General features: G+C 52.1%; 7 protein-coding genes. 4 read left to right on the forward strand and 3 right to left on the reverse strand.

What is annotated here, in order from left to right; translation table 11 throughout:
* Positions 1–3: 3 nt before the first annotated feature.
* Entirely contained in the window at positions 4–1,725 is a 1,722-nt protein-coding gene (locus tag JJU14_RS12695) for an ABC transporter permease subunit (protein ID WP_228614063.1), read from the reverse strand.
* Complete coding sequence (locus tag JJU14_RS12700) at positions 1,715–2,665, reverse strand: substrate-binding domain-containing protein (protein ID WP_228614064.1); 951 nt, start codon at positions 2,663–2,665, stop codon at positions 1,715–1,717. The genes JJU14_RS12695 and JJU14_RS12700 overlap by 11 nt, the downstream gene beginning before the upstream one ends.
* 294 nt (positions 2,666–2,959) lie before the next feature.
* On the opposite strand from JJU14_RS12700, the gene JJU14_RS12705 reads away from it, so the two are divergent.
* The 4 genes from JJU14_RS12705 (at position 2,960) to JJU14_RS12720 (ending at position 7,839) form a co-directional block, all read left to right on the forward strand.
* Positions 2,960–3,466, forward strand: a complete 507-nt coding sequence (locus JJU14_RS12705; RefSeq protein ID WP_228614065.1) for an ACT domain-containing protein — start codon at positions 2,960–2,962, stop codon at positions 3,464–3,466.
* 122 nt (positions 3,467–3,588) lie between these two features.
* On the forward strand, positions 3,589–5,715 hold the full coding sequence (gene ppk1, locus JJU14_RS12710; protein WP_228614066.1) for a polyphosphate kinase 1: 2,127 nt from the start codon (positions 3,589–3,591) through the stop codon (positions 5,713–5,715).
* Entirely contained in the window at positions 5,712–7,247 is a 1,536-nt protein-coding gene (locus JJU14_RS12715; RefSeq protein ID WP_228614067.1) for an exopolyphosphatase, read from the forward strand. The genes ppk1 and JJU14_RS12715 overlap by 4 nt, the downstream gene beginning before the upstream one ends.
* The gene (locus JJU14_RS12720) at positions 7,240–7,839 is read left to right on the forward strand and encodes a DNA-3-methyladenine glycosylase I (protein ID WP_228614068.1); all 600 of its coding nucleotides are present in this window, start codon (positions 7,240–7,242) and stop codon (positions 7,837–7,839) included. Before JJU14_RS12715 ends, JJU14_RS12720 begins: the two co-directional genes overlap by 8 nt.
* 10 nt (positions 7,840–7,849) lie before the next feature.
* Here JJU14_RS12720 and JJU14_RS12725 read toward each other — a convergent pair.
* Positions 7,850–8,430, reverse strand: a 581-nt coding sequence (locus JJU14_RS12725; protein WP_300976234.1) for an ATP-binding protein, incomplete at its 5' end; no start/stop codon positions are given.

The following is an 8,430-nucleotide window of genomic DNA, read 5'->3' on the forward strand; positions in this document are numbered from 1 at the left end:
TTCCTAAAGTTGCAGATATCGCTGACGGATCCGTTGCCTGAGCAAGGAAACCAGTGTATTGATCAAGAAGGTTAACACCAGCAACAGTAAGGCTGCCAGCAGCAGGACTTTCAAGTGGCTGGAGCCGACTGCCGCCTCTGGCATTTCCAGTGCCAAACTGGCGGTCAGAGTACGCATGCCCTCAAAAGGATCAAAACCAAGCAATGGCGTATTGCCGGTTGCCATGATCAGAATCATGGTTTCTCCAAGCGCCCGCCCAAGTCCAAGCAACACTGCCGCCAGGATCCCCGGTGCGGCCACCGGCAATACCATGCTACTTAATGTCTGCCAACGACTAGCACCCAGCGCCAGCACCCCCTGGGTCAGCGAAGCAGGTACCTGAGAGACCACTTCCTCTGTCAGGCTAAAAATGCTGGGGATCACCGCCAACCCCATCGCCATGCCGATAATCAAAGCATTGCGTTGCTGATAGTCAATGCCCTGCCCGGCCAGCCAGAGCAGCAAGCTGTCGTCGAACCAGGCATGCTCCAACGCGGGGGCCAGCATAAAAGCCGTCAGAATACCTGCTACCAACGACAGCACCAGCACAGCGCCTGGCTGCTCGGCTTGTTGTTGTTGCCGTTGTCGCCAGTGAAACCAGAGTGCACTGCACAGTACAAGCACTGTTGGCACCAGCACGAGCAACACAAAAAATAGCATCAGTTGCTGTTCCAACCAGGGCGCGAGGAGAAATGCGGCGATAAAACCTAAAATCACCGTTGGCATCGACTCCAGCATTTCCATGGTAGCCCGGGTTCGGTAACGCCAGCGCTCAGGCAGATAAAAAGCCGTGAAGACTGCCGCAAGAATTGCCAACGGGGTAGCAAACAACATCGCATATCCTGCAGCCTTTAAGGTCCCAGAAGTGAGTGGTATCAGCGATAAACGCGGGTTACTGTCATCCGCTGCCGCAGCAGTTTGCCAGACATAGGCTGCTTCACGCCGGCCTTCGTAATGCACCGCCGACCACAATTGCCCACCAGCCACGGCTGGGTGTTGCCATTGCAACTGATAGGCCTGGCTGTGATCTGGCCCCCAGTGTAGTCGCATCAGTTGACGATCCTCACTCAGTTGAAGCTGTTGCAAGGGTGTATCGGGCAGCTGCAGCTCTGCCAAGTGCTTACCAGTCGTCACATGGTACCAATCCAGCTGCCCCGGATGCAGACTAAAAAAACTATCGGCCGAGACTGGGATCAGTGCCTGCAACTCCATTTGGCGCAGAGTAATTCTCGGCCGGACTATCAGCTCCTGATGCAAGCGGAACCAGGAATAAACCTGAGCGTTCTTATCCGCCACCAACAAAGTCCTGCTCCCTGATAACATGGTAGCGGCTTGCCAACTGGCAAGCCCCAAATGGCCCTGCATCTGGAGCTGCCAGTCATCACCCACCCGCAGATACCATTGAAAATATCCATCGGCCTGCAGTTGGACCCGCTCATCCAACCCATTATCCAGCATCAACGGATGGGTTGCGGTATGACCATTAGTGCTCTGAACAGAGTAACTATCTACCATAGTTACCGATGCAGACTCTAAAGACTGTACACTGATTTTTGCTGGTTGAAACAGTGGCCATACCTGCCAGAGTAAAAAGATAAAGATCAGGGCAAACGCCAGTAACACACTGTAGCCAACCAGGGTAACTGCTACGCGGCTAATGCAGTCACGACTCTTTCTAGTCCACATGCACAGTCCCACTCAAATGCTGCAACAACCCAGCCCGAATTTCAGGTGGAATGGCCTCGAATCCATGTTGCTCCACGAGTTGCTGCCCGGTTTCGGATAACACCAGGCGCATAAAAGCAAGTTCAGCCGCACCAAGCCCTATCACCGGGTGCGCATTCAGGTAAATGTACAAAGTCCGCTGCAAAGTCATCGGCTGTTGATCCTGCTGCTGCAGCTGCAACGCCTTTACTGCCGCACTCTGGTGACGGGTTCCGGCAATCCCAATGCCATTTTCCGCCAGGGCTACGGCCTGAATAACAGCTGCAGCACCAGGTAACTCATGCACCTCCGGCTTGAAATCTCCATGACAGAGCAGCTGTTGCTTTAAAAACCCATAAGTACCTGACGCAGAGTTGCGGCCATACAAGCTAATACGACGTTGGCCAAGCGGAGAAGCAACCCCTAGTTCAGCCCAGCGAGTGATCCGCCCGGCTGGCTGACACTGAGGCTCTGCCGAGAACAGCGTCTCAAGCTCATTCATATTTATGACGTTGAGTGGGTTGGTGCGATGCACATAAACGGCCAAAGTCTCCAAAGCGACCGGTATTTCCAGTGGCGGGTAACCATGCATTTTTTCAAAACGCTGTCGCTCGGTTTGGGTCATTGGACGGCTCATGGGACCAAGGTTCGCCGTCGACTCCGTTAAGGCCACCGCAGCTGTAGCGGAGCCACTGGCATGAATTTGCACATTCAGCTCTGGATGCTGTTGCATAAACAGAAGCGACCAGGCCTGCATTAAACTATTCAGACTATCGGAGCCTGTCGACGTAAGATTACCGGCTAGTCGCTCGGAACCCGCAAACACTGCAATCGCTTCATCGCCAAAAGCCTGAAGTACGACAAACCAGAGGCCTGCAGCCAAAAAAAAAGCATGGAGCCTGCTTTCGATTCGCTGGTTCAAACGCCGATATCTCCTGAGCTGAACCTGTTATGATGGGAAGCCCCCACACACAGCCACTTGGTAAGGATCATAGCGCTATAGTAGCATCGATACCAAGCGTTGTTGACTTAATAGCACTGATTTTATTAGCGATGGCGGTAACTCGCACACAAAACACATAGGCTAGAATAAAAAAATCTCAAAGCCGACTTTTATATTTTCATGACAGGTCTACACTTATGGTCAAGGAACCTGGTTCCTAATAACGATTAGAATGACCTCCCCCACACTGACGTCAACACAAAAGGAATCGCTATGAAGCAGTTGGTCCTGACCGTCATAGGACGCGATAAATCCGGCCTGGTAGAACAACTGGCTACCGTGGTCAATCAACACAATGGCAATTGGATGGCAAGTAATCTTAGCCACCTGGCGGGTTACTTTGCCGGCATTGTACAACTGGAGGTAGCAGAAACTGACCTGGCCGAACTGACCGAGGCGTTGCAAGCCATTGCCGATCTCGACATTCATATCCACCATGGCATTGACAGCGCTGGCCAAAATCAGCAATTGCTTAAGTTTGTCATTACTGGCAATGATCGCCCCGGTATCGTGCGCGAATTATCCTCGGTGATTAAACACAAAGGCACCAATATTATTCACTTTGAAAGTTCCAAGCAAAGTGCGCCAAATTGGGGCTCGCCCTTGTTTAACGCCATTGCCACCGTGGAACTAGCGCCTGGATTAAGCCGGGACGAGGTAATTGCTGCCTTGGAAGCTATAGCTACCGATGTGGTAGTGGATGTAGAAGTAGCCAGCTAATAATACCCAACCGTAAACACAGTGCCCGGACTGGGCACTTTTTTTACAGCGGCCATTGGCCGCTTCATCCAATTGTCATAAAACTGCCATAGAGTAAATGCCATAGCTGTTAGGAGCCCTGCATGGATACTCACTCACCCTTATCTGAAACACTGCAAGTCCCGATGATCCCGCGCGAACTCAGCTGGCTGTCGTTTAACGGCCGGGTACTGCAGGAAGCCGCCGATACCCGTAACCCAGCGATTGAGCGGCTGCGTTTTTTGGGAATTTACTCCAACAATATGGATGAATTCTTCCGGGTGCGGGTGGCCGATGTGAAGCGACGCATCTTGTTGAAAAAGTACCAGGCCAGTCCGGATGAAGATGCCGAGCAACTGCTGCAAGACATACAGCAAAAAGTGATTGAGCAGGGTGAGCAATTCAACCAAATCTATAAAGATATTCAACTTGAGATGCGCAAGCACAGCATCGAGTTAATTGATCATAGCCGCTTAACTGAGCCGCAAATCGACTGGCTGCGCAATTACTTTCGCACCGAGGTTAAAAAACACATTTCCCCCATTATCCTTAGCAATGAAGAGCAGCGGCTGGCCCGTTCGCTTGAAGACAATACCACCTATTTGTTTGTCGAAATGAGTGGTCAGGGCAAGCCGGAATACGCCATTGTCGAGGTACCAACGCAAGAGCTTTCTCGCTTTGTTGAGCTGCCACTGGAGCTCAATACCCGCAAAAAAAATGGCCATTATCGCCGCCAGTTGATGCTGCTGGATGATATTTTACTGCTCTGTCTGGCCGACCTGTTCAGTGGCTTCTTCGAGTTTGAGCAGATCCAGGGGTATTCGCTGAAAATGACCCGGGATGCTGAATACAATATCAGCGATACGCTGGATCAAAGCCTGCTGGATAAAATGTCCAAAGGCATCCGGCAGCGCCTGAAGTCCGAGCCGGTTCGGCTGGTGTACGATAAAGACATGCCGGAAGCCATGCTCAAGGTGCTTGGCAAACAGCTGGGCACCAGCTCAATGGATTCGTTAATTCCTGGTGGACGTTACCGTAATTTCAAAGACTTTATTAGTTTCCCAAATATGGGCCACCACAGCCTGGAGTTTGCCGCTCAACCCCCGTTGCCGAGCCCAGAGTTTGAGCAATACGCCACCAGTTTTGATGCCATTCGCGCCAGCGATATTCTGCTGCACTACCCTTATCAGGATTTTGGCTATTTTACCGAATGGATCCGTCAGGCTTCCTTTGATCCCAAAGTCAGCAGCATCAAACTGACCATGTACCGGGTGGCCAAAAACTCTCGGGTGATCAGTTCTCTGGTGGATGCAGTGCGCAATGGCAAAAAAGTCATTGTAGTGGTCGAGCTCAAAGCACGGTTTGATGAAGAAAACAACATCAACTGGTCCCGCAAAATGACCGAAGCCGGTATCCATGTGGTGTTTGGCCTGACTACGTTAAAGATTCACTCCAAACTCTGTTTAATCACCCGACTGGAACGTGGCAAAGCGGTGCGTTATGCCCATATAGGCACCGGCAACTTCAATGAGAAAACCGCCCGTATCTACACCGATATGAGCCTGTTTAGCTGTCACCCGGAAATTACCGCTGAAGTCGATCAGGTGTTCGAATTTATTGAGTACAGCTACCGGGCCTATCAGTTCAATCATCTCATTGTATCCCCCACCTGGAGCCGGCCACGCCTGGTAGCACTGATCCAGCGGGAAATTGGCTTTGCCACCACAGGCCGCAAAGCGGAAATTATCCTGAAAATAAACAACCTGGTGGATAAAGACATCATCGCCTTGCTGTATCAGGCCAGTCAGGCTGGGGTGAAAATCCGCATGATCATTCGTGGGATGTGCTCGCTGATCCCTGGCGTGCCAGGGTTGAGTCAGAACATCAAGGTGGTCAGTGTGCTGGACCGTTATTTGGAGCATAGCCGGGTGTATGTATTTCATAATGGTGGTGAAACTGAGGTCTATATTTCCTCCGCTGACTGGATGACCCGCAACATCGACCATCGCGTCGAAGTTGGCGTGCCAATCTACGATTTGCGTTTAAAGCAGCAAATCCTTGACATCCTGCACATCCAGCTCAAAGATAACGTCAAAGGGCGGCTGCTCGATGCCAGCCAGAGTAATAGCTACGTGAAACGTGGCAATAAGCGCAATATTCGCTCGCAGCAAGCTACCTATGATTATTTGGCAGCCCTGCAACCCGATGTGCCAGCAAGGACACCCGATTGAGTCAAATAAATGCACAGCCAACGCCAGAACCTAGCCTGATGGCAGCGGTCGATCTGGGTTCGAATAGTTTTCATCTGGTGATCGCCCGCGAGCTAGATGGCGATCTGCAGTTGCTGCATCGTGAAAAACAAAAAGTCCAGCTGGCCGAAGGTCTCAGCAGCGATCTGATCCTGACTGAAGACGCCATGGAGCGTGGCCTTACGGTGCTGCGCCAGTTTGCTGATACCTTGTCTGGCATTGCTCCGGAAGCGGTGCGGGTGATTGCGACCTATACCCTGCGCCGGGCCAGAAACAGTCAAACCTTTCTGCGCCGCGCCAGTCGTTTCTTCCCCTACCCGATTGAAATTATTTCCGGCCAGGAAGAAGCCCGCTACATCTACCAGGGAGTGGCGCATTTCGAACATGCTAGCAATCGACGGCTGGTAATGGATATTGGCGGTGGTAGCACCGAATTTGCCCTCGGCGAAGGCTTCGAAGTGTTGCGGCTTAGCAGCCGCAATATGGGCTGTGTTAGCTTTGGCAATGAATTTTTCGCTGGTGGCAAACTTAGTGCCAAACGCTTTGCCCGCGCTATAGTCCAGGCTGAGCAGGAGATGGAGTCGGTAGCCAGTGGCTTTAAAAAAACCGGCTGGCAACAGGCTCTCGGCACTTCTGGATCCGTCAAAGTGCTACGCGATATTCTGCAGCAGCAACTGCAAACCGATGGGGTGCTGCGTCTGGTGGACTTACTGCAACTGCAACAATTGCTGCAACAAGCGGGGCATACTTCCCATCTGCAGTTGGCTGGACTGAGCGACGACCGCCGTCCATTGCTGGCACCGGCCCTCAGTATTGCGATTGCTGCTTTTCAGATGCTGGATATCCACGAAATGCACTATTGCGATGCCGCGCTGCGTGAGGGGGTACTCAATGAAATGCGTGAACACCGTTATGAACAGGATATCCGCCAAAGCACCATCAGTAGTTTACAGCGGCGTTATCAGGTAGATGAGAGTCACTGCCTGCGATTGGAACGCACGGCCCGGCAACTGATCAGTCATTGCCAGATCGACTGGCAGTTAGCCAATACAGAAACACGGCTCTTGCTCTGGGCTTGCCAGGTGGTGGAAATTGGCTTGCAGATTAATTCTTCCGGTATTCAAAAGCACTCTGCTTATATTTTGCAGCACGCCAACCTACCCGGTTTTAATCAGGAGCAACAGCAAGTGCTGGCCTTTTTGGTGCGCTTTCATCGCCGTAAGTTGAAAGGCTTCAGCCTGCCGACGCTGTACCTTTATCCGTCGCATCAGCTACTGCGCTTGCTGGTGTTGTTGCGCCTGTCGGTGCTGCTCAATCAAAAGAGACTGGATGATTGGTTGCCTGACCCCGTCATCCAAGCTTACGAACGCAGTCTGACGCTAACTTTACCCATCGACTGGCTGGCCCAACAGCCTCTGCTGCAGGCGGATCTGCAGCAGGAAGCTGACTGGCTAAGCAAAGTTGGTTTTTCACTGCACTTGTCTTTTAGCTGCCCGGAGTTGCCTCATGTCTGAGTTGTGTCGTTGCCCCTGGCTGGATACCAGCAAAGCTGATTATGTCGCCTATCATGATACCGAGTGGGGCGTACCGCTGCTGGATGATGACAAACTGTTTGAGTTTTTGACGTTGGAAGCGGCTCAGGCCGGCCTGAGCTGGTACACGGTGCTGAAGAAACGGCCGCATTACCGTCAGGTGTTTGCCGGCTTTGATGCCGAGCAAGTAGCGCGTTTTGACCAGCAACGAATTGAGCAACTGCTGCAAGACCCCGGCATTATCCGCAATCGGTTAAAAGTAGAAGCTGCCGTCAACAATGCCCGCTGCTTTTTGGCCATACAACAAGCCTTTGGCAGCTTTGCCGCTTACCAATGGCGCTTTGTTGATGGCAGACCGCAGGTTAGCAGCATTTGCAGACCAGAAGATTACCGTGCAACCAGCAAAGAATCCGATGCGATGAGCAAAGATTTAAAACAACGAGGTTTTAAATTTGTCGGCTCCACCATCATTTACGCCCATATGCAGGCCTGTGGCATGGTCAACGATCATAGCTTGAACTGCTTTCGCCGCCAGCAGATTATCGACAGCTATCCGGCGCTTGGGCTTGGTTGATACCAACACGTTAGTCTTCCGCCGCCAGGCTAAAGGAAAAACTGCTGCCGGCGCCGGGCTCACTGAAAATCAGCAAGCGGCTGTTGTGGCGCGATAGCACGTGTTTCACAATGGCCAGCCCCAGACCACTGCCGCCAGTAGCACGACTTCTGGCCTGATCCACCCGGTAAAAGCGCTCGGTTAAACGTTTTACATGCTTAGGGGCTATGCCCTCACCATTGTCATTCACCGAGAACACCGCCTTGTGGTGCTGGCGCTGCCAGCTCACTTTGATCTCACCACCGGGTGGGGTGTACTTAATGGCATTGGTGATCAGGTTGGAAAAGGCCGAGCGCAGCTCATCAGCACTGCCCTTCACCACCAATTGCTCGTCAATGTGAAATTCAATCTGATGCTGTTTATCGCGGTTCAGCGAATGGGCTTCTTGCTCCAGATAATGCAACAATTCCGGCACCTTCACCACCTGTTCATGCTGCACCGGCCCGGAGGCTTCAATCCGTGATAAGGCAAGCAGTTGTTGCACCAGTGCCTGCATCCGCAATGTTTGATCCAGCATCACCGGGTGAACTTTTTGCCACATGGCTTCATCGG

This window comes from Alkalimonas sp., assembly GCF_020831925.1.
Lineage (GTDB): Bacteria > Pseudomonadota > Gammaproteobacteria > Enterobacterales > Alteromonadaceae > Alkalimonas.